The organism is Microcoleus sp. B5-D4 (assembly GCF_036705145.1).
Taxonomy (GTDB): Bacteria; Cyanobacteriota; Cyanobacteriia; order Cyanobacteriales; family Microcoleaceae; genus Microcoleus.
This window is the reverse complement of record NZ_JAUBTV010000089.1, coordinates 1-20,283: the sequence shown is the minus strand read 5'-3', so window position 1 is coordinate 20,283 and position 20,283 is coordinate 1. Positions and strand designations below refer to the sequence as shown.

Here is a 20,283-nt window from a genome sequence, read left to right as displayed (position 1 = left end):
CAAATGAGCAACCTTTCTAGAAGAAAATTCATCATCACCGCTGGAGCAACAGCAGCCGGCACCCTCCTAGCCCACGGTTGCAGTTCCAGTCCCACCACATCTAGCCCTGGTGCCACCCCCGCCGCCGACGGCGCATCACCCAGCGCCACCCCAGCAGTCAACATCAACCCCGCCGACGCCCCAGAAGTTACCGCAGCCAAACTCGGATTCATCGCCCTCACCGACGCAGCACCCTTAATCATCGCCCAAGAAAAAGGGTTATTTGCCAAGTACGGCATGAAAGACGTACAAGTTACCAAACAAGCATCTTGGCCAGTTACTCGCGACAACTTAGAACTCGGTTCCGACAAAGGCGGCATTGACGGGGCCCACATTTTATCCCCGATGCCTTACCACATGACATTAGGCACTATTACCAAAGGCAATCAGCCAGTGCCGATGAACATTCTGGCGCGGTTAAATACTAACGGTCAGGCAATTTCGATCAGCAAAAAATACCTAGATTTAAAAGTAGGTACAGACAGCGCACCCCTGAAAGCAGCTTTTGGCCAAAACCTTCCTGTTGCTATAACTTTTCCCGGCGGTACCCACGACTTGTGGATGCGCTACTGGCTAGCAGCCGGCGGTATTAATCCAGATACAGATGTTTCCGTGATTCCCATACCGCCGCCGCAAATGGTAGCGAACATGAAATCTGGCAGCATGGAAGCCTTTTGCGTCGGGGAACCTTGGAATGCTCAGCTAGTTACTCAAAAGGTAGGATACACCGCCTTAGTAACCGGAGAACTTTGGAAAGACCACCCAGAAAAAGCTTTAGCTTTAAGAGGAGATTGGGTTGAGAAAAACCCCAAAGCTGCTAAAGCAATAACAATGGCCGTACTGGAAGCCCAGCAGTGGTGCGACAAGGCAGAAAATCAGGATGAGATGTGCCAAATTATCTCTCAAGATAAGTGGTTAAAAGTGCCAGTAGCAGATATTATCGGTCGCTCTAAAGGTCAAATTGACTACGGTACCGGCCGCATTGAAGCTGCCAGCCCAGTGGCGATGAAATTCTGGGCTGATAATGCTTCTTATCCCTACAAGAGTCACGATGCTTGGTTCTTAGCTGAAAATATTCGCTGGGGTTATATCCCGGCAACTACCGACATCAAAGCAACCGTTGATAAAGTTAACCGCGAAGATATTTGGAAAGCAGCAGCGACAGCACTTGGCGTTCCCGCCGCCCAAATTCCTACTACCACTTCTCGCGGTGTCGAAACCTTCTTTGACGGCGTGAAGTTTGACCCAGAAAAACCCGAAGAATATCTGAAGAGTCTGGCAATCAAAAAAGCATAATTAGTTGGTTGACTGTTGACAGTTGACTGTTGACAGTTGACTGCTGACAGTTGACAAACCCCTAAAAGTGATGGTGTTGGACAGAGTGAAACGGAGGGTGAGTTCGACGAGCCAAACCTGCTGAACTCTGTTCAAAGTATCTACAAATAATCGATTATTCACAATACTGCAAAAAGAAAAATGGCAACAAACCTCGCTGTTACTAAAAGCAAAAATCCAGTAAATTTCGTTCTGGATCAAGTTCAAAAAAACCGCCGAAAAATCATCCGCCCGCTGGTAGCAATTACAGTTCTGCTCATAATCTGGCAAATCCTCTGCAACAGTCCAGAGTCCAGCTTGCCGGGGCCAATCAAAGCTGTCCAAGAAAGCTGGAATCTGATTATTAATCCTTTCTTCGACAACGGCGGTACAGACAAAGGCTTGTTCTGGCAAATTTTGGCTAGCTTGCAGCGGGTGGCGATCGGCTTTACTTTGGCAGCAGTTCTCGGCATCAGTTTGGGAATCCTGATCGGTACAAACTCCCTAATGTTCGATGCTTTAGACCCGCTGTTTCAAGTATTTAGAACTATCCCGCCCCTGGCTTGGCTGCCGATCGCCCTGGCTGTATTTCAACAGTTCAATCCCTTTGAAGGTCTGGGGATGAAAGCTAACGAAGTTTCAGCACTTTTCGTAATCTTAATTACCGCAATTTGGCCGATTCTAATTAACACCACAGTAGGCGTTCAACAAATACCCCAAGACTACAGAAACGTCGCCCGCGTCTTGCGCCTCCCTAACCAAAAATACTTCTGGAAAATCCTGCTTCCCTCTTCTGTTCCTTACATCTTCACTGGCTTGAGAATTGGTATCGGTTTGTCTTGGCTGGCGATCGTAGCTGCGGAAATGTTAGTCGGCGGCGTCGGCATCGGGTTCTTCATCTGGGACGCTTACAACAGTTCTCGACTCAGTGCAGTGATTCTAGCAGTGCTTTATGTAGGAATCGTCGGTTTAATTTTAGACAGAATCGTTGGTTTCATCGCTTCCAAAGTTGTTCCCGAAGAACAGAAATAGAATTTGGGCATAGGGCATCGGGCATGGGGAATGGGGAATGGGGAATGGGGAATGGTTGCCAGCTACAAACTGCTAGAAATTAGTTGTAAATTAATGCCCAATGCCCAATGCCCAATGCCCTGCGCGGGCCAATGCCCAATGCCCAATGCCCAATGCCCAATGCCCAATTTCCCATTAATAATTAGCATCTAGAAATTACCAACTAACCTAAAAGAGCCATGTCAGTATTTGTTGAAGTAGACCACGTTGACCGCGTATTTAACTTGCCCAACGGAGAGCAATACATTGCTCTTAAAAATATCGAACTGAAAATTAAAAAGGGAGAATTCATCACCTTAATTGGGCACTCTGGCTGCGGCAAATCTACGCTGCTAAATATCATCGCCGGTCTCGACAAAGCTAGTCAGGGCGGGATTACTTTAGAAGGACGCGAAGTCCGCGATCCAGGCCCGGACAGAATGGTGGTGTTTCAAAATTACTCGCTGCTACCTTGGCTGACGGTGCGCGAAAATATCGCCCTAGCAGTAAATGAAATTTACAGCGGTAACTCTCAAGAAGATCGCGAGTTGGTGATCGAACACCACATTAAATTGGTGGGACTCGGACACGCCGCCGACAAACGCCCCGGCGAAATTTCTGGGGGGATGAAACAAAGAGTTGCGATCGCCCGCGCCCTGGCGATTCGCCCGAAATTGCTGCTGCTAGACGAACCCTTCGGAGCACTTGATGCCTTAACTCGCGGCGGTTTGCAAGACCAGTTGATGAAAATTTGCGAAGAAAGTAAAGTCACCAGCGTGATGGTAACTCACGACGTGGATGAGGCTTTATTACTGAGCGATCGCATTGTGATGCTCACCAACGGCCCGGAAGCCCAAATCGGGCAAATCCTCGAAGTCAACATTCCCCGCCCCCGCAAGCGTATGGAAGTTGTCAACCATCCGAGTTACTACGCGCTGCGTAACGAAATGGTTTACTTCCTCAACCAGCAAAAGCGGGTCAAACAGCGCAGGGCCAAACAACAACCCGCTGTCATCGCCCGCAACGGTCTGGAAAAAATCAACCTCGACATCGGCTTTATTCCCCTTACCGACTGCGCCCCCTTAGTGGTAGCCAAAGAAAAAGGATTTTTTCAAGCCCACGGCTTGGAAGAAGTTACTCTCAGCCGCGAACCTAGCTGGAAAGCCATCGCCAAAGGAGTCGCCGAAGGACGGCTGGACGCGGCGCAAATGGTCGCAGGAATGCCGATCGCCATGCTGTTGGGCATGGACGGTCAAGCCCCTGTACCCGTCTGTAGCGCCCTCACCCTGTCCCGCAACGGCAATTCAATTGTTTTCAGCAAAGACCTTTACAAACAAGGCATTCGGACATTAAAGGATTTCAAAGCTGCGATCGCCAAGAGTCCCGATAAAGCTCACACCTTGGGCATGGTACACTCCGCCTCCATGCACAATCTACTGTTCCGCTACTGGCTGGCCGCCGGCGGCATCGACCCCGACCTCGACGTGGGCTTGACAGTGATTCCGCCCCCGCAGATGGTATCGAATTTAAAAGCAGGCAACATTGACGGTTACTGTTCAGGCGACCCCTGGAACTCCCACGCAGTCAACAGCGGTACGGGTTTTGTTATGGCCCGTTCCCTCGATATTCTGCCCGGACACATCGAAAAAGTTCTCGGTGTTAGCGAAGATTGGGCTCAGAAATATCCTCAAACCCACCTCGCCCTCGTCAAAGCGCTTTTGGAAGCCTGCGAATACTGCGACGACCGCCGCAACCGCGAAGAAGTCCTAGGATTGATTAGCCAAGAACAATACATCGGCGCAGATCCGAAAGACATCCGTCCAGGGTTCATCGATCCGTACAACTCCGGTACGGAGGCAGAACCAGAAATGCTCTACAATTTCAATCAGTTCTCTGTTGACAAAACCAATTTTCCAGACCGCCTAGAAATGGTGTGGGTGATGGCGCAGATGGCTCGCTGGGGACTGATCCCGTTCCCGAAAAACTGGGTGGAAGTGGTCGATCGAGTTTTGCGGCCCGATGTTTTTGGTCAAGCAGTGCGCGAATTGGGTTTGCCGGATATTGCCAGAGATCGCCGGACGATCGAGCTATTTGACGGCACTGTGTTTAATCTCGACGACCCGATCGACTATCTTCACAATGTCAAAATCAAACGCGCCGTCCGCATTGAAGAAATCTTAATTGAACAAATAGGCAGTCAGTGTTCCATCAAACTGCTAGCATAGCCAGCAAATAGGAAGAGGGAATGAGGAGCAAGAAATCAGGAAACAAGACTCCACATTCCCCCCTTCCTAACTCCATAATTTCAAATTATCAATCGAAAGCTGTCATGTCTAATTCGTCAACCCAAAATCCCAGTCCTGAAAATATGCAAACTCTCAAAACCCCCCAAACAACCACACTTAAAACGCCAAAGCAAGACTTTCTTACTATTAAAGACGTATCGAAAGTCTACGAAACTCCTAAAGGCCCTTACGTCGTTCTCGACGGTGTAAACCTGACTATTAATGAAGGCGAATTTATTTGTTTGATCGGTCACTCGGGCTGCGGCAAATCAACTTTGCTGAATATGATTGCGGGATTCAACGGGCCGACAAACGGAGAAGTAGCCCTGGAAGGTTCGCAGATTACTGAACCAGGCCCCGATCGCATGGTGGTGTTTCAAAACTACTCGCTGCTACCGTGGCTGACTGCTACTGAAAATATTCACCTCGGCGTGGAAAATGTTTACCCGGAAAAGTCCGCAGACGAACACAATACCATCGTCCAGGAACACTTGGAATTAGTGGGGCTGACCGAAGCTTGTAACAAAAGACCGGGCCAATTGTCCGGGGGGATGAAACAGCGGGTGGCGATCGCCAGAGCCCTGGCAACTCGCCCCAAACTGTTGATTTTGGACGAACCTTTCGGAGCTCTAGACCCGATTACCAGAGAAGAGTTGCAGGAAGAATTGCTGAAAATTTGGCGGAAGGAAAAAATTACCGTCATTATGATTACTCACGATATTGATGAAGCTTTGTTTTTGGCCGATCGCATCGTGATGATGACCAACGGGCCAGCAGCTTCCATCGGCGAAGATATGCACATTCCGTTCAGCCGTCCCCGCAACCGGGCGCGGATTATGGAAGACCCGAAATACTACGAACTGCGTAACTTTGCTTTGGAGTTCCTGTTTTCTCGCTACGCCCACCACGAAGAAGGTGAAGAAACGGACTCGGAGACAGAAGCCGTCGCGTTACCGATGCCATTACCTGCTAGCAAAAAGCCTGCGGTTGCTGACAGGCCTCTTGCACCTGCACCTTTTGTGTCTCACGCTGCCGAGCCCTCAGAAGCCTCGTCGATCAAACGTGGCATCCTGGCCTCCTCGTGGTTCGTAGCAATGTTTACTTTAGCTGCCGTCAATATGTCGGTTGTTTCCAGCCAGCTAAAGCAAGCGAAACTAGCAGAAACTGCACCTCCGGCGCCGACTGCTGGGGCGATTGTGAGTTCTCCCCCCAGCCCGCAAATCGCAGCAAGTTCGATCGCACCGACTGGTAGCCCTGCACCCATCGCTGCTGCTGCAAGTCCTGCGCCCATTGCTGCTACTAACAGCGCCGCGCCCATCGCTGCTGCTGCAAGTCCTGCACCCATTGCTGCTGCTAACAGCGCCACGCCCAATGCAGCCACCACTGCCACATCAGTGATTTCTGACCAAGCCCAACTCGATGCGATCGGAAAGCAGTTGTATGCACAAATCGACCAAAAATGGAGAACAACTCCGACATTTACCGAAAGCTTGACTTATCGGGTCAAAGTAAAACAAAACGGGGAGATCCTACAGTTCGATCCCACAAATAAAGCAGCTAAAGATTTCGTCAAAGAAACTCCTCTGCCGGTTTTGCAAACTCCTGCAGATGCCGCAGCAGGCTCTGAAAAAACTGCTGAGTTCCAAGTAACTTTTAGCCCCACCAACGGTGGCGTATTAGAAGTTAAAACAGAGAAGTAGGCGGCATAATACTTCCGCACTAAATCTCAGATTGCTATCAACAACCCAGTCAAAAGTATTACCTAGCCGCTGTTTGAGTCATGCAATAAATCCTCCTAGCTCCCCCTAGGTGGGGTGACAAGATTTAGGTCTGGAGTACCTCTGTTTGAGAGGGATTTAGTAGCAGCCAGAAGCTGACTACACGCGAGAGCGATCGCGAGTTTTAGTAATATAGCGGTTAATTTTAAATCAGGGTATTGTCCGTTTCTGGGAAGCATATATGCGGAAATTTAGTAATGATTGACACGTTATTTGCAGGAGCCATCAGTTCCCGCTATAATGATGAATTACGAATTACCCATTAGCTTTCAAAAATTAGCATCTAAAATCACCAGATGGAAACTATAAAAACTCTTTGCCCATACTGCGGTGTAGGTTGCGGTCTAGAAGTTGTTCCCGACAAAAAACAAAGTTGGAAAGTGCGGGGCGATCGCAATCACCCATCGAGTCAGGGCATGGTTTGTATTAAGGGAGCAACCGTAGCAGAGTCTATTCGGAGCGATCGGCTACTGTATCCGATGATGCGAGATACTCTCGACCAACCGTTCCGCCGCGCTAGCTGGGACGAAGCTCTCGATGCAATTGTTAATCGCATCCAAACAATTCGCAGCACCAGCGGCGCCGATGCTTTGTGCGTTTACGGTTCGGGTCAATTCGCAACAGAAGATTATTATATTGCCCAGAAACTAATGAAAGGTTGTCTGGGTACTAATAATTTTGATGCTAATTCTCGCTTGTGTATGTCTTCAGCAGTCTCTGGATACGTTCAAAGCTTTGGCTCGGACGGGCCGCCTTGCTGTTACGACGATTTAGAATTAACAGATTGCGCTTTTATTATCGGTAGCAATACAGCAGAATGCCATCCGATCGTATTCAATCGATTAGCTAAATACCACAAAAAGCATCCAAATGTCAAGATGATTGTGGTAGATCCAAGACGGACTCCGACTGCTGAAGCGGCGGATTTGCACTTAGCAATTAAACCGGGTACGGATATAGATTTGCTTAATGGAATTGCATATTTGCTGTTACGCAGGCAATCAATAGATTCAGAGTTTATTGAAGAATGCACGGCGAATTTTTCAGCTTTTGCTGAGGTGATTAGCAGCTACACGCCGGAGTTTGTAGCCTCGCGCTGCGGCATTACTGTCAGCGAGTTAGAAACGGCGGCAAACTACTGGGAACAGTCGCAGCGGGTTTTGTCGCTGTGGTCGATGGGAATGAATCAGTCGTCGGAAGGCACGGCAAAGGTGCGATCGCTGATTAATTTGCACTTAATGACAGGTCAAATCGGCAAACCGGGATGCGGCCCGTTTTCCCTCACCGGCCAGCCAAACGCGATGGGAGGGCGGGAAGCCGGAGGACTGTCTCACTTGCTCCCAGGCTACCGTTTTGTGAAAAATGCTGAACACAGAACCCAAGTCGAGGAGTTTTGGGGAATCGCACCGGGAAGTATTTCCCCGAATCCGGGCCGCACAGCTTGGGATATGATCACCGGTTTGGAAACTGGCGATGTCGAGTTGCTGTGGATTGCAGCTACTAATCCGGTGGTGAGTATGCCGGATTTGGAACGCACTAAAGCCGCTTTGCTGCGATCGCCCTTTACTATTTATCAAGAAGCTTACTATCCCACTGAAACCTCTGCCTACGCTCACATCCTGCTGCCGGCAACGCAGTGGAGCGAAAAAACCGGAGTAATGACGAATTCCGAACGCCGCGTTACCTTTTGTCCCGGTTTCGACACTCCCTCCGGGGAAGCCCGCGACGACTGGAGCATTTTCGCCGAGGTGGGACGGCGGTTGGGTTTTGCCGAACACTTTGCTTTCGAGAACAGTGCGGAGGTTTTTAAAGAGTACGCGCAGTTGACGCGGGGCCAGCCTTGCGACATGACCGGCCTGAGCCACGAATACATCCGCCAACAAGGCCCCCAGCAGTGGCCTTGCCGGGAAAACGAGCCTGTGCATCCAGCGAACGAAGCGAAACGGCTGTATACAGACAGGCGTTTTCACACTCCTGATGCGCGGGCGAGATTTTCGGCCTATCACTCGCGGGGACTGGCAGAACCTCCCGATCCGAATTATCCGTTTGTGTTGACGACAGGGAGAGTTTACGGACACTGGCACACGATGACGCGGACGGGTAGAACAGAAAAAATTAATCAATTGCACCCCGATCCGTTTTTGGAAATTCACCCCCGCGATGCTGCCAAATTGCAGATTAAGGAGGGGGATTTGCTGGAAGTTCGATCGCGCCGCGGCAAGGCGCAGTTTCCGGCAAAAGTCACAAAGGCGATCGCCCCGGGTACGCTATTTGTACCGATGCACTGGGGTTCTCTGTGGGCCGAAGGCGCTGAAGCCAATGCCATGACTCATGCTGCAAGCTGTCCAGATTCCAAACAGCCTGAGTTAAAAGCTTGTGCGGTGCAGTTGGTGCTGGTTGGGGCAGAACCTGTCGCAGAAGTTGAGGAATTTAATTGGCAAAAATCCAGCCTCGCCGTCACTTCTTGAGCTGCCCTCGAACTACGGGATGTTACACATCACCGCCGAACGAGCGGGAAGCCGCGGGCTTTAGACATGGGGAGGAACCGGGTTGATGTTTGGCGAGTGCGAGCGTCAATCGCGCTCAGTCGAACGATTGAAGATTTACTCCACAGATGAATCTGGGATTTGGAACAAGAGTCTAAAATTTTGCACTCTTGGCGACAGGAGTCCGGGGCTGGTATCCGTTTTTGGGGTGAAAACCTCTCTCGATCGAGCAATTTTGAACCTGGACATACCCTACACATAAATCTTAAATCCCAAATCCCAGATCTAAAACCTAACATCGTTATGCCATTACGTAGCCTAAAAACTGGGTTTCCCCGCCAGAGCTCGGAAACAAGGAAAATTAAATTTATTTATTCTGAGTCTTTCCTTCTTGATGGGGGTTTTTCCTTCGGGAGAATGTCTTCTGGCGAATGCCTTCTGCCTTCTTTTTAATTAATCGAGTCAGACAATTGCAGTTTGCACCTGTAGGTGCTATGATGTTTTTACAAGGCTTTATTTTCGGCAGTGCAGTTCGTTCGATCGGCGTTCCTCCGGATTTAAATCTCTACACACTCTGATTCTGGAGAATGTTCAATGTCAATCTATGTCGGCAATTTATCCTACGAAGTAACGCAGGAGCACCTCAACCAAACTTTTGGAGAGTACGGTACAGTAAAGCGCGTTCAGTTGCCTGCTGACCGGGAAACAGGTCGGATGCGGGGTTTCGCTTTTGTAGAAATGTCTACAGAAGCCGAAGAAGCCGCAGCCATTGAGGCTCTTGACGGTGCTGAGTGGATGGGTCGCGACCTCAAAGTCAACAAAGCAAAACCCCGTGAAGAACGTGGTGGTAATGCTGGTGGTGGTAACTGGGGTAACAACGATCGCGGTGGCAATTCTCGTCGCTACTAAACCACCCGAGCTAAATTTTTAGCTATCTTCTATATTGCGTCGGAGCAAGCTGGGAGTCAACCATCATTCTCTGTTGAGAATAGATAGTTAGTTCAGTGGTCGCACCGCGCCTTAAAAGCCTCAAAATATTGCTAGACAATAGTTTGAGGTTTTTTTATGGCAAAAATTTATTAAGCAGGAGTTCATCGCGTGCGATCGATTCCTAGCTGACAGGAAAAAGTATAAAATATAACAGGCAGAGAGAGTCGCCTTCCCCAGTGCCCGGTTGCCGTTGTGAAACTACACACTCGCAGAGTTTTACGCTTGCAAAGTGTACCGAACAATGACAAAATCATTAATTAAGAATTAAGACTAAATCACTGGTATGCTGAAAAAAATATTTAGGCAAATTTCCAAGTCAAGCAGTGATGAAAATTTTCTGCATTTTACAGAAAGTGTAGAAGTAGTAATATCTAAAATTTTATCACTGGCGATGATTTGGGTAATTCTCCTCAGCGTTTGCGATTTGCTGATTTTTTTAGCAAAAGAATTGGTAAACCACACTGATAATTTGTTAAAAGACACGTTGTTTGTGATATTTGGGTTATTTTTAAATGTTTTAATTGCTCTGGAAATCTTGGAAAATATTACAGCTTATCTGAAAAAGCACGTAATTCAAGTAGAGCTAGTTATTGTAACTTCTTTGATAGCAGTATCTCGAAAAATAATCATTCTTGACCTGGAAAAGAAAACCGCAGCCGACTTGATTGGTTTGGCGACTGCAATTTTCGCGCTTTCCATCAGCTACTTGATAGTGCGAGCCACAAATAGAGGAAAAGATTAATATCGGGAATTGAGAAGTGGGAATTGTTAATAACTAATATCAGATCCGATCGAGCGACCGGACATGATATTATTCCAACAAACCAGGAGGAGGCACAATTTCAATTCGGCCTTGTTCTAAGTCAACAACTGGCACAATCTCTTCCACAAAAGGAATCAAGATTTTTGTGGATTTAGGCTCTTTAACGCGAATTTTCCGTGGTTTGCGGGTATTTCTGGGGTCAGCGTTGGCTTGGGGAGTTTCAGGCTGTTTTGGCTTTTCCAATTCTGCAGCAACAGTTTCCGGCGCAGTTAGATTCGTTTCTACTTCTAAAAGGTCGTTACCTGCGGGAATAATATCACTTACCTTGCCTAAGATTTCCCCGGTTAACTGGTTAAAAACTTCCATACCGATCAAATCTTGGACGTAAAACTCATCAGATTCGAGGTAAGGTCGATCGGTCTTTTCAACAAACAACTTACAGCCCCGCAGCGCCTCAGCACTATCGCGGTCTTCCACACCCTCTACCTCTACAGCATACAGCCCTTTGCCCGGAATGTAGCGACCGCCCAAAAACTCGATCGGTTCCGGTTCACTTTTGTTAGGGCGCAAAATCCACCGCTTCCCCGGTTCGATAAACCTTTCCGGGAAATCCGAATCGGGATAGACTCGCACTTCCCCGTCCAAACCTTGAGCTGCTACAATTTTACCGATTTCTATCCACTCAGACATAAACTTTTTGGCAATTAGGAATTGGGAATTGGGAATTGGGCATGGGCCAAACAGGGAATTGGGCATGGGCCAAACAGGGCATTGGGCATGGGCCAAACAGGGCATTGGTAGCAAACAACAAATAACTACTGACTACTGACTAATGACTACTGACTACTGACTTCTTTACACCAATCCCGTTCTCAGCGCTACAACTGCGGCTTGCACGCGGTCATCCACTGCCAACTTATTCATAATACCGCGAACGTGAGTTTTAATAGTATTTGGACTCAAGTAAAGCGCCGCTGCTATCTCTGGATTGCTGTTACCTTCCACCATTAATTTTAACACCTCCAATTCCCGCTGCGACAACTGACCAAAAGTAGTTGTAGAGGCAGGTATGGGGGGTTTGAGGTGTTCGATGACAGTCCGGGCAATTTGAGGGTCAAGATATGTAGCCCCCTCTGCTGCGGCTGCAATCGCTGCTAACAGCCTGTCTACGGAAGCACCTTTAATACAATAAGCATCAGCCCCGCTAGAAAGGGCAGCAATAATTTCCGTTTCTGCCGTGTGAGAAGTTAACATTACTACTCGAACTTCTGGCAATTGCGCTTTAATTTGCTGCGTCGCTGCTATGCCGTCGAGCCGTGGCAAACCGATATCCATTACAATAATATCAGGTTTGAGTTTCAGTGCGGCTGCTACGCCTAAATAGCCGTCTTCTGCTTGTCCTACTATTTCTATGTCTGGGGAATCGGCTAAAACTTGCTCTAATCCCAGTTGCATCATCGGGTCATCTTCAACAATTAAAATTCTCATAATACGAAGGAAGTTCGGCAACGGATTGTGTAACGGATGTAACGGATGTAACGAATGTCACTCCGATGTCCGTCGGAAGAAGGAAGAAGGAAGATTACTTAGTTGTTAATATTTTACATGAACTTATACCGATCCAATGACTAATGACTAATGACTAATGACTAATGACTAATGACTAATGACTAATGACTAATGACTAATGACTAATGACTAACTTTTAAAACTTCCACGAATTCGCCCGGTACAATCCAGGTGTCCCCTGGTGGCAAAACTGCTAAACCACTCGTATTGGCGAGGTTAATTAAATTCGCTGAATTTTGGCTGCCGCTAGCAGGTTCAAATTCCCAGACTCCCGCAACTAAATGTAGTTTACCCCAAACATAAGTTTCGCGCCGGCCCTGCGATCGCAATTCAGCATTACACCTAGCTTTGAGAAACTCCGGCCCCCAAGCATCCGCGCCAAGCCCAGACATCTTTCTCAAAGCAGGCACAACAAACCGCCAACAGCAGACTAAAGCCGAAACCGGATTTCCAGGCAAACCAAAATAGAGACAATCCGAATTTTTTTCACCTCGTTTAAACTCAGCAACCGTTAAAGGTTTTCCCGGCTTAATCGCCACAGAACTAATGTGAACTTTTCCTCCCAAATCCGTCAAAATTTTCTCGACATAATCGTAGTCTCCTACCGAGACGCCCCCCGTAGAAAGTACCACATCCGCCGTCGCCACAGCCCCGGCTATCGCCTTCTTTAACGCCTCTTCATTATCAGGAACTATGCCCAATCGAATCGGTTCAAATCCCATTTGTGCCAACAAAACTGTCAAAGCATACTGATTCGAGTCTACCAGTTTCCCCGGTGCCAAAGGTTCGTCAGGCGATACCAATTCGTCACCAGTAGAAAAAATTGCCACCCGCAGCCGCCGATAAACGGGAACTTGAATGCACTGGGCAGTTGCTAACACCGCCATTTCTGGGGCATTGATAACTGTACCGGGAGTTAGCAAAGTTGTCCCTGCTTGATAAAAAGCGCCTTTGTGTCTGACAAATGCTTGCGGTTTTTCAGGAGAAACTAAGATAAAAATACGATCGCCCTCACGCCTTGTTTCTTCCTGCATTACCACCGTATCAGCACCCGCTGGCATCATAGCACCCGTAAAAATTCGCGCCGCTTGCCCCGATTGGACGGTATTTTGAGGCTGATATCCGGCTGGAATTTCCTCAACTACTTCGAGTACCGCTGGTTTTTCGGCGCTACAATTTTCCACATCCGCAAACCGCACCGCGTACCCATCCATTGCTGAATTATCCCAATAAGGAAAATCCAGGGAACCAGTGACGGGTGCAGCCAAAATGCGCCCCGATGCTGCCAGTAAGTCTACAGTTTCTACATCCCGCTGACTGTCGAGGGGTTGCGCCAAATTTAGAACGATCGATTCTGCTTCTTTCACTGACAGCATGACTGTCTCCTTGTTTTGATAACACTCATGATTAAGTTTAGCAAAATATCCAGAGATATTGGTGATATAATTTTTTTTTATTTGGGCAGTAAACCTAATTTTGGGGATTAATTGCTTATGACTATTTCTCGTTTGGTTGTTAGACTCAATTGTTTATCCTTATTTGTGGTGGCGATACTGATATTTTTCACTCAACTTTCCGGGTTAAAAATCAGCGATTTATTCTTTCCGCCTTATTCTTATCCCCATCCCAATGTCGCCTTGTTAACTCGAACTTTCCAAATTTTATGTTCTGTACCAGTCATTGTTTGTACTTTCACCTATAAATTAGCTCAAAGTATTCAACCGCGCACTTCAGAAAATCGATTTATTATGTTTTCGGCTTTGTTAACAGGTGGATTTTTACTAAATGAAATTTACAGAATTCATATATATATGGTAGCATGGGGAATTCCTAAGCTCGGAGTAAGTCTTTTATACGCCGTGGTTTTGTCATCCTACGGATGGTTTTTTCGGCGAGAACTACAGTTAACTCCCTACCAAATATTGTTAGCGGGTGTAGGCTTGTTGTTTTTTGCGATCGGCGTGGATTCCCTGCATATAAAAAACAAAATATTCTCCAGTTTACTAGAGGGAGTACCTAAACTGTTTAGCGAAATCAACATTGCATTTTATTATTGGTATGTCTGTAAGTGTTTCCTCCAAAAAGCGTTTTATAAAACTATTAATAGCTAGTTATAATGATGTGATATAATGAGCAAAACTGCCTAAAAAGATATCCATTAAATCCTCTTAACTCTTAATAATATTTACAGCATCTGCATCGCTCGGCCTTGAGCCCCATTCATATACATAATCTGGCTTAAAAGTCCCAACGCATCCTGATAAAATACCATGATAGCAGTTACAATCAACCTCAACTCCATAGTTAAACTAACCGACGACCAATTTTATCAACTGTGCCGCGAAAACCCCGATGTCAAATTTGAACGCAACGCCAAGGGAGAAATAATCATCATGCCACCCACAGGAGGAGAAACCGGAAATTACAATTCAGAAATTAATGCGGATTTTGTGATGTGGAATCGACAAACTCAACTGGGAATTTGTTTCGATTCTTCAACTTGCTTCAAACTGCCAAGCGGTGCAAACCGTTCTCCCGATGTCTCTTGGATTGAAAAATCAAGATGGGATGCACTCACTCCCGAACAAAAACAAAAATTTCCTCCCATTGCCCCGGATTTTGTTTTAGAGCTAATGTCGCCGACAGACAGCCTCAAAGATACTCAAGACAAAATGCAAGAATACATGAATAACCAAGTAAAACTAGGCTGTTTAATCAACCGCAAAACCCGGCGAGTCGAAATCTATCGCCAAGGACAAGAAATAGAAGTTTTGGAATGTCCAACAGAACTATCGGGAGAGGATGTTTTGCCCGGTTTCGTGCTAAATTTGCAGCTAGTCTGGGCGTAAGGCAAAATCGACTTTAACAACAATATTTTCGGGGCGAACAGACTACCTGCATCGCTCAGCATTCATGTGCCATTAAAATACTCCAAATGCAGCCTCTAAAATACCATGATAGCAGTTACCATTAACTTCAACTCGATCGCCAAAATAACCGACGACCAATTTTATCAACTGTGCCGCGAAAACCCCGATGTCAAATTTGAACGCAACGCCAAAGGAGAAATAATCGTCATGCCACCCACAGGAGGAGAAACCGGAAATTACAATTTTGAAATAGCTACTGATTTTGGAATTTGGAACAGACAAACTCAACTGGGAATTTGTTTCGATTCTTCAACTTGCTTCAAACTGCCAAGCGGCGCAAACCGTTCTCCCGATGTCTCTTGGATTGAAAAATCAAGATGGGATGCACTCACTCCCGAACAAAAACAAAAATTTCCTCCCATTGCCCCGGATTTTGTCTTAGAGTTAATGTCGCCAACCGACAGCCTCAAAGATACTCAAGACAAAATGCAAGAATACATGAATAATCAAGTAAAATTAGGCTGGTTAATCAACCGCAAAACGCGCCGAGTCGAAATCTATCGCCAAGGACAAGAAATAGAAGTTTTGGAATGTCCAACAGAACTTTCAGGAGAAGATGTTTTGCCCGGTTTCGTGCTAAACTTGAAAACACTGTGGCAATAACTAGACATCCTGCATCTATCAGCGTTTATTTGCGTTCATCTGCGGTTAAAAAAATCTCATGGAAACCAATACAGAAACCACTGCAACCACTGGCTTAACAGCCCAACAACACAAACAGAAAATGCAGCGGCGCCAAGAAGTGCAATCACAGCGAATCGCTAACTCCTCCAAAGAAAAAGGTTTAATTATAGTCAATACGGGTAACGGTAAAGGCAAAACCACGGCTGCCTTGGGAATGGTTGTGCGATCGCTCGGTCACGGATACCGCGTCGCCATAGTACAATTTATCAAAGGAGCTTGGGAACCTGCAGAAAAAGCCGTTTTTCAACTCTGGGAAAAACAGCTAGAATTTCACGCAATGGGAGAAGGCTTTACCTGGGACACGCAAGACCGCGATCGAGATATCGAAACAGCTCAAAAAGCCTGGGAAAAATCCCTAACTTTTATCTGCAATCCCGAATTTAAATTAGTTCTTCTAGATGAAGTCAATATAGCATTAAAACTAGGTTATTTGCAAGTCGAGCAAGTGCTTTCCGGGTTAGACCAAAAACCCGAAGAAACCCACATTATTTTAACAGGCAGAGGTGCCCCGTCGGCGCTAATTGAACGGGCAGACTTGGTGACAGAAATGACTTTAGTTAAGCATCCATTCCGCGAACAAGGGATTAAAGCTCAAGCAGGTATTGAGTATTAATGTTGTTGGTCTTCAAAAGTTTAGTCCTAATTAGCTAAAAGCTGATTGGGAGTGGACTGATATTATGTCCGGTCGATTACCCCTAATACGGTAGGGGCTCCCCTCACGAAAAATATCTGCCAATAATTGACTATCTCAAAAACCCGCCCTTTTAATCGCGGTAACTCGATCGGACATGATATGAAGCCCTGATTACAAACCGTATGTATGTTGTTTATAGTCAGGACTTTTTACCAAATCTAAAATCTAAAATCTAAAATCTAAAATCGAGCTATGCTGGCAACATCAGAGTAAAAGTTGACCCCTTGCCAAACTCGCTACTCACAGTAATTTCTCCCCCCAGCATCTGAGAGTATTTCTGCGCTATTGACAAACCCAAACCCGTACCTCCGTACTTGCGGGTAGTCGAAGCATCAGCTTGCGTAAAAGGTTGAAATAACTTTTGTAGCTGTTCAGGAGTAATCCCAATCCCCGTATCGGAACACTTAATAATTAACTGTTCCGAATTCCAACGATTCTCGTCATTTTTAATTCTTTCAACGCTGAGTGTAATTGTCCCTTTATGAGTAAACTTAGCTGCATTACTGAGCAAATTAAACAAAATTTGAGTAAACTTAATTTGATCGGAATACAATTCGCCAATATTATTAGGACATTCCACATTCAGGCGATTAGTGTTCCGCAAAAATAGCGGTTCAACAGTTCGGGCTACATCTTGAACGGCCTCCGACACGTCAAAAGTTTCTAATTCAAGTTCCGCGTGACCGGCTTCAATCTTCGACAAGTCCAGAATATCATTAATTAAGGAAAGTAAAAGCTGGCCTGAATTGTGAATTCTCTCCAAATCCAACACAAAATTTTCCTCGCCCAAATCTAAAGCCTCTTCTTGCAGAATCTCGCTGTAACCGATAATCGCATTCAGAGGAGTTCGCAGTTCGTGGCTCATGTTAGCCAAAAACTGGCTTTTAGCCAAATTAGCTGCTTCTGCAGCTTCCTTTGCCTTGTAGAGTTCTGCCTCGGCTTGCAAGCGGTCGGTTACGTCGTGAGCCAGCACTAATTCAGCATTTCTACTATCAAATACCAGAGCATAAGAAGTAATTTCTACATCAATAATTGTTCCGTCTTTTTTCTGGTGCTGCCACACACCTGCAAACTCAATACCGGCATCTACTGGAGAGATATTTTCTATCAATCTCGGCATCTCTTGGGGGGGACGAATGTCCGCAACGGTCATCTTGAGAAATTCGTCGCGAGTGTAGCCGTAATGTTCGACTGCTGCCTGATTGACGGCTATAAATTCCAGAGTTTCTAAATCGTAAACCCACATCGGATGGGGGTTATTTTTAAACAAAAGTCTGTACCGTTCTTCCGAGGCTCGCAGTTCGGCTTCGGCTTGCTTGCGCTCGGTAATGTCGCGGACAACAGTGCAAATAATCTCGCGGCCGCCGTAGGAAATCACGCTCCCGCTCACTTCTACATCCACGCAGGAACCGTCTCGGCGGCGGTAGAGAACTTCGCCAATTCTGAATTGTTTGTCCGTCAGCAGCAACTCGATATTGTTGTCAATTAGGTCTTTAGAGTAAGCGATGATATCGTAAATAGTCAGTTGCGAAATCACATCAAGACTGTAATCGAGCAACTCTCTAAACGCTGTATTGGCTTCCAAAAGACGTTTGGTTTGAGCGTCCCACAGGAAAATGCAATCTGTAGCTTGCTCAACGACGGCTCTGTAGCGGGCTTTTTCCTCAAGTTGTTCGCTGTCGGCTTGGGCGATCGCACTCAACATTCCGTTGATAGTATGGGCAAGGTCGGACAACTCGTCTTCGCCCGTCACCGGTAGTCGCACCGAGAGGTCTTGGCTGCTACTGACGCGCTTCACTGCTTTCGCCAAACCGCTCAACCGAGACAGTACAAGACGCTCTAGCAGTAGTAGAGTGCAGCCGACTAACCCAACTCCCACTAACGCTACAGACCCCAGCAGGTACAGCAAACTAATCTGACCTTGCCGGTATATTTCTCTGGGGATATCCACCCGCAATAGCAGCGCAGGTTGGTTGTAAATATCCCTGATCAAAGCGTAACCCGCGATCGACTCTTCGCTTAAAGGACGCACCAAAATCGATTTTTTTTCCGACAGTTTCTCCCGCACTTGCTGAAAGTCGGCAGGCAACCTAGCCTCATTCACGCTGTGTACGATTAGCGGCAAGCGAGTAATTTTAGAAACCTTTGCAATGCCCGTAGCATCCAAATTGCGCCCGAATATCAGCGTACCTCGGATCGGGCCGGTGCTTTTAGTCGTGAGAATAGGCCGGGAAGTAATCAGTATTGGCCCTGACGGTAGCAGCATGATACCAGCGAGGCTGCTTTTGGCGTTGGGGTGCTGCAACAGCGGGTCGCTTAGAGAAATGCGCCGTTTTAATGCTTCTGGAACAGGCGTTAGTTTCAGCTTTTCGCTGTCTAAACCCGTACCGTAAACTATTTTGCCCGAAGTATTGACAAATATGGCTATATTAACTCTTATATTAGCCAGCCCTTCTGGAACTAAATTAGAGGCAATGAATTCTGAGTTGCGGTTTTGGATAAAATCGTAGGTGTCGTCCCAGGACGACCAGTCGGCAAAGCGCGAGTTGAAGTCATCTGCGGTTTGCCCGAAAACACTGAGCACTCCCTTGACAACCTGTGTTGCTTCTTGTTCCTCTGCTTTGATCAGGCTGCCCAAGAGGATGCTTGAGGAGGCGACATACAGAATGCTAGTCAGTCCAGCGATGGTAATGCCAATGATCGATAGTGTTTTTCGACGCAGTTTCATTGTGCCATGTGTGTGGTGTCCGTCCGAAATTCTCAACTCAGGAGCAATTTTACTACTGTTTCCTGAACCCTGACCGAAAGCAATTTGGTTCGGGGGCACCCGATTTATCAGTGGGGTTGCTTTCTTCAATTCTAAAATCTAAAATCTAAAATCTAAAATCGATTGACTGGTGACGCAGCGCGTGTTTCCTACTTTTCCCACACCTGCTCTTTGTGAGATTCTTTACAAATACCCAAGATGCGCCGATCGTTCTCGCTGATGGTAGAAATTGGGTAATACTGTTGCAGGTTTACCGAGTAGGGAGAGCGACTGCCGTCGTAAGTGTCCACTACTGTTAAATTTAACTGAGTTAGCTCGCCCGTGCCGTAAAAACAGTAAAAAGCAGACCGAGGCAGGTAAAAAGCGCCGACTACCTTACTCTGCCGCATTTCAAATACAAAATATTCTTGTTTAATTTCCTCTGGCTGGCTCGACTGGCCGTAGAGGTAAATGCCATCTGCTAAACCTGTGCTAGCTGTATCTGGCCCAGGATTTGGCGGGGATTGCGAGCTTAAAACGCCGGATTTGATGTCCGAGTCCTGTTCCCGGCGTGCGGGGAATGCGATGCTGAAGTTACCGGGCGAGAGAGCAAGCACGATCGCGATCGCTTCTAAACTTCCTGTCAATATCAAATAAGTCAAAACCACTCCAGACCCCAAAATTTAAAATAGCTGGTTCCAAGCGCCTCTTGTACCATTTTCACAAAGATCGTAGAGAAACCGGGTATTTGGCTTAATTTTGGCTATTAACTTGAAGGAACGATCGCCCGCCCGGTTCCTGAACATAAATCTAAGATTAGTTTTGACCAATTTTGCGTCCGCCCCGATCTGGCGATCGACCCGTCAAATAATACCATTTTAGGATCGCGAATTAAATAACTTACAATTTTAATTGTTATTGTGGGATGGGCGTCCCGCCCGTCCAAAAAGGACGG

Annotated in this window: 19 protein-coding genes; 12 read left to right on the top strand and 7 right to left on the bottom strand. The window is 46.8% G+C overall.

Going from position 1 to position 20,283, the window contains the following annotated elements:
• Positions 1 to 3 precede the first annotated feature (3 nt).
• The gene (locus QUB10_RS28365) at positions 4 to 1,335 is read left to right on the top strand and encodes a CmpA/NrtA family ABC transporter substrate-binding protein (RefSeq protein WP_333206573.1); all 1,332 of its coding nucleotides are present in this window, start codon (positions 4 to 6) and stop codon (positions 1,333 to 1,335) included.
• Here the strand turns inward: QUB10_RS28365 and QUB10_RS28360 are convergent, their stop codons facing one another.
• Positions 1,336 to 1,497: a hypothetical protein gene (locus QUB10_RS28360; protein WP_333206572.1), complete on the bottom strand. Its 162-nt coding sequence runs from the start codon at positions 1,495 to 1,497 to the stop codon at positions 1,336 to 1,338. It lies immediately after the preceding gene.
• Between the two features lie 18 nt (positions 1,498 to 1,515).
• Here QUB10_RS28360 and ntrB point away from each other — a divergent pair, with 18 nt between their 5' ends.
• From ntrB to QUB10_RS28325, 7 genes are all read left to right on the top strand, one after another.
• Entirely contained in the window at positions 1,516 to 2,385 is an 870-nt protein-coding gene (ntrB, locus tag QUB10_RS28355; RefSeq protein ID WP_333206571.1) for a nitrate ABC transporter permease, read from the top strand.
• Between the two features lie 218 nt (positions 2,386 to 2,603).
• Positions 2,604 to 4,628 (top strand): nitrate ABC transporter ATP-binding protein, encoded by a 2,025-nt coding sequence (locus QUB10_RS28350; protein WP_333206570.1) that lies wholly within the window; start codon positions 2,604 to 2,606, stop codon positions 4,626 to 4,628.
• 104 nt (positions 4,629 to 4,732) lie between these two features.
• Positions 4,733 to 6,388 (top strand): nitrate ABC transporter ATP-binding protein, encoded by a 1,656-nt coding sequence (locus QUB10_RS28345; protein WP_333206568.1) that lies wholly within the window; start codon positions 4,733 to 4,735, stop codon positions 6,386 to 6,388.
• A gap of 374 nt (positions 6,389 to 6,762) precedes the next feature.
• The gene (locus tag QUB10_RS28340) at positions 6,763 to 8,934 is read left to right on the top strand and encodes a nitrate reductase (RefSeq protein ID WP_333206566.1); all 2,172 of its coding nucleotides are present in this window, start codon (positions 6,763 to 6,765) and stop codon (positions 8,932 to 8,934) included.
• A gap of 449 nt (positions 8,935 to 9,383) precedes the next feature.
• On the top strand, positions 9,384 to 9,530 hold the full coding sequence (locus QUB10_RS28335) for a hypothetical protein (RefSeq protein WP_333206564.1): 147 nt from the start codon (positions 9,384 to 9,386) through the stop codon (positions 9,528 to 9,530).
• Positions 9,531 to 9,546: 16 nt separating this feature from the next.
• Positions 9,547 to 9,861: an RNA-binding protein gene (locus tag QUB10_RS28330; RefSeq protein ID WP_190662657.1), complete on the top strand. Its 315-nt coding sequence runs from the start codon at positions 9,547 to 9,549 to the stop codon at positions 9,859 to 9,861.
• Between the two features lie 364 nt (positions 9,862 to 10,225).
• Positions 10,226 to 10,684, top strand: coding sequence for a phosphate-starvation-inducible PsiE family protein (locus tag QUB10_RS28325; RefSeq protein ID WP_333143950.1), 459 nt, complete (start codon positions 10,226 to 10,228; stop codon positions 10,682 to 10,684).
• Between the two features lie 69 nt (positions 10,685 to 10,753).
• Here the strand turns inward: QUB10_RS28325 and rimM are convergent, their stop codons facing one another.
• The 3 genes from rimM to QUB10_RS28310 all read right to left on the bottom strand — a co-directional run bounded on the left by rimM (position 10,754) and on the right by QUB10_RS28310 (position 13,650).
• Positions 10,754 to 11,395, bottom strand: a complete 642-nt coding sequence (gene rimM / locus QUB10_RS28320; protein ID WP_333056199.1) for a ribosome maturation factor RimM — start codon at positions 11,393 to 11,395, stop codon at positions 10,754 to 10,756.
• Between the two features lie 165 nt (positions 11,396 to 11,560).
• Positions 11,561 to 12,193 carry a response regulator transcription factor gene (locus QUB10_RS28315; protein ID WP_333206562.1) on the bottom strand — a complete coding sequence of 211 codons (633 nt, stop codon included), beginning with the start codon at positions 12,191 to 12,193 and terminating at the stop codon, positions 11,561 to 11,563.
• 203 nt (positions 12,194 to 12,396) lie between these two features.
• Positions 12,397 to 13,650 (bottom strand): molybdopterin-binding protein, encoded by a 1,254-nt coding sequence (locus QUB10_RS28310; protein WP_333206560.1) that lies wholly within the window; start codon positions 13,648 to 13,650, stop codon positions 12,397 to 12,399.
• Between the two features lie 117 nt (positions 13,651 to 13,767).
• On the opposite strand from QUB10_RS28310, the gene QUB10_RS28305 reads away from it, so the two are divergent.
• The 4 genes from QUB10_RS28305 to cobO all read left to right on the top strand — a co-directional run bounded on the left by QUB10_RS28305 (position 13,768) and on the right by cobO (position 16,501).
• A complete protein-coding gene (locus QUB10_RS28305; protein WP_333206558.1) occupies positions 13,768 to 14,385 on the top strand; it encodes a hypothetical protein in 618 nt (205 codons plus the stop codon).
• Positions 14,386 to 14,544: 159 nt separating this feature from the next.
• The gene (locus tag QUB10_RS28300) at positions 14,545 to 15,123 is read left to right on the top strand and encodes a Uma2 family endonuclease (RefSeq protein WP_333206556.1); all 579 of its coding nucleotides are present in this window, start codon (positions 14,545 to 14,547) and stop codon (positions 15,121 to 15,123) included.
• 105 nt (positions 15,124 to 15,228) lie between these two features.
• Positions 15,229 to 15,807 carry a Uma2 family endonuclease gene (locus QUB10_RS28295; protein ID WP_333143954.1) on the top strand — a complete coding sequence of 193 codons (579 nt, stop codon included), beginning with the start codon at positions 15,229 to 15,231 and terminating at the stop codon, positions 15,805 to 15,807.
• Positions 15,808 to 15,865: 58 nt separating this feature from the next.
• Positions 15,866 to 16,501 (top strand): cob(I)yrinic acid a,c-diamide adenosyltransferase, encoded by a 636-nt coding sequence (gene cobO, locus QUB10_RS28290; RefSeq protein WP_333206554.1) that lies wholly within the window; start codon positions 15,866 to 15,868, stop codon positions 16,499 to 16,501.
• Between the two features lie 271 nt (positions 16,502 to 16,772).
• On the opposite strand, the gene QUB10_RS28285 is transcribed toward cobO, so the two are convergent.
• The 3 genes from QUB10_RS28285 to QUB10_RS28275 form a co-directional block, all read right to left on the bottom strand.
• Positions 16,773 to 19,409 (bottom strand): CHASE4 domain-containing protein, encoded by a 2,637-nt coding sequence (locus QUB10_RS28285; RefSeq protein ID WP_333206552.1) that lies wholly within the window; start codon positions 19,407 to 19,409, stop codon positions 16,773 to 16,775.
• Between the two features lie 89 nt (positions 19,410 to 19,498).
• Positions 19,499 to 19,996, bottom strand: coding sequence for a hypothetical protein (locus QUB10_RS28280; protein ID WP_333206551.1), 498 nt, complete (start codon positions 19,994 to 19,996; stop codon positions 19,499 to 19,501).
• A 98-nt stretch (positions 19,997 to 20,094) separates the two neighbouring features.
• Positions 20,095 to 20,283, bottom strand: a 189-nt coding sequence (locus QUB10_RS28275; RefSeq protein ID WP_333206549.1) for a hypothetical protein, incomplete at its 5' end; no start/stop codon positions are given.